The organism is Phaeobacter sp. PT47_59 (assembly GCF_028890025.1).
Taxonomy (GTDB): domain Bacteria; phylum Pseudomonadota; class Alphaproteobacteria; order Rhodobacterales; family Rhodobacteraceae; genus Phycobacter.
Genome location: NZ_JARCJL010000071.1, coordinates 1 through 1,221, shown reverse-complemented (window position 1 = coordinate 1,221; position 1,221 = coordinate 1). Strand labels below are relative to the sequence as shown.

The window sequence follows — 1,221 nt, the reverse complement described above, 5'->3', positions numbered from 1 at the left end:
CAGGGGAATCGCATATGGCGGTGACGAGCTGACAGGCGCGTCTTGCGGCTGACACCGGGATGGATTCTGATGGTGGACTCATCCTCCTGGAGCCCGTCACCGCCATGCATCTGTTCCTTTCCGCCTTCGAAGACGTCCCCGATCCACGCGCCGAAAACACGCGGCATGACCTTGGCGAGCTGCTTGTCATCGCGTTCATATCGGTGCTTTGCGGCGCAACCTCCTGCGCCGAGATGGCGGCCTTCGGGCGCGCAAAGGAGGGCGTTTTCAGGGGTTTCCTCAAGCTCAAGCACGCGGTGCCGTCGCATGACACCTTCTCGGCCGTGTTCCGGATGATCGATCCGAAGGCGCTCGACGCCGCGTTCGGGCGCGTGTTGGCCGATGTCGCGGCACTCCTTCAGGACGGCGATGTGATTGCCGTTGATGGTAAGGCCCTGCGCGGGGCCCGCGACGTGGGCGAGAGTGCCCGGACGCGGATGATGGTCTCGGCCTATGCGGCGCGGCTGCGCCTGACGCTGGCCAGCGTGCCGGCCGATCGGGGCACGGAACTGGAGGCTGCGATCGAAGCGCTCGGCCTGATCGCGCTCAAGGGAAAAGTCGTGACCGCCGATGCCTTGCACTGCAATCGCCGTACGGTTGCAGCGATCAACGCGGGTGGCGGCGACTGGTGCCTCGCGCTCAAGGCCAACCAGGACTCGCTCCTGTCCGATGCCCGGGCCTGCTTCGGGACGCAGCCAGACGCGCTCCCCAGCGCGGTAAGCGAGGATGACAGCCACGGGCGCGCCGAAACCCGGACGGCGGCTGTCGTATCGAGCAAGTCTCTGGCCGAGCATCATGAATTCCCGGGCCTGAAGGCTTTTGGACGGGTCGAGGCCACCCGCAAGACGGCCGACGGCACAAGCTCGGAGACGCGGTATTTCGCGCTGTCCTGGGTGCCGACGCCGGAGGTCCTGCTGGCGACCGTACGTGCCCACTGGGCCATCGAGAACAGTCTGCACTGGCAGCTCGACGTGTCGTTCCGCGAAGATGCCGCACGCAACCGAAGGGATAACGGCCCGGGCAACATCGCAATCCTGCGCCGCCGCGCCCTCGATGTCATGCGCAGAGACACGTCGAAGGGTTCTCTCTCCATCAAGCTCAAGCGAGCAGGCTGGGACGACGACTTCCTACGCAACGTTCTCAATGGCTTAGCGGCGGCATGAGCCATATGCGATTGCCCTG

At 65.4% G+C, this 1,221-nt stretch carries 1 protein-coding gene; it reads left to right on the top strand.

Annotated features, from left to right (window positions below; all coding sequences use genetic code 11):
• Nucleotides 1–104: 104 nt before the first annotated feature.
• The gene (locus PXK01_RS21920; RefSeq protein WP_274861733.1) at nucleotides 105–1,202 is read left to right on the top strand and encodes an ISAs1 family transposase; all 1,098 of its coding nucleotides are present in this window, start codon (nucleotides 105–107) and stop codon (nucleotides 1,200–1,202) included.
• Nucleotides 1,203–1,221: the final 19 nt, after the last annotated feature.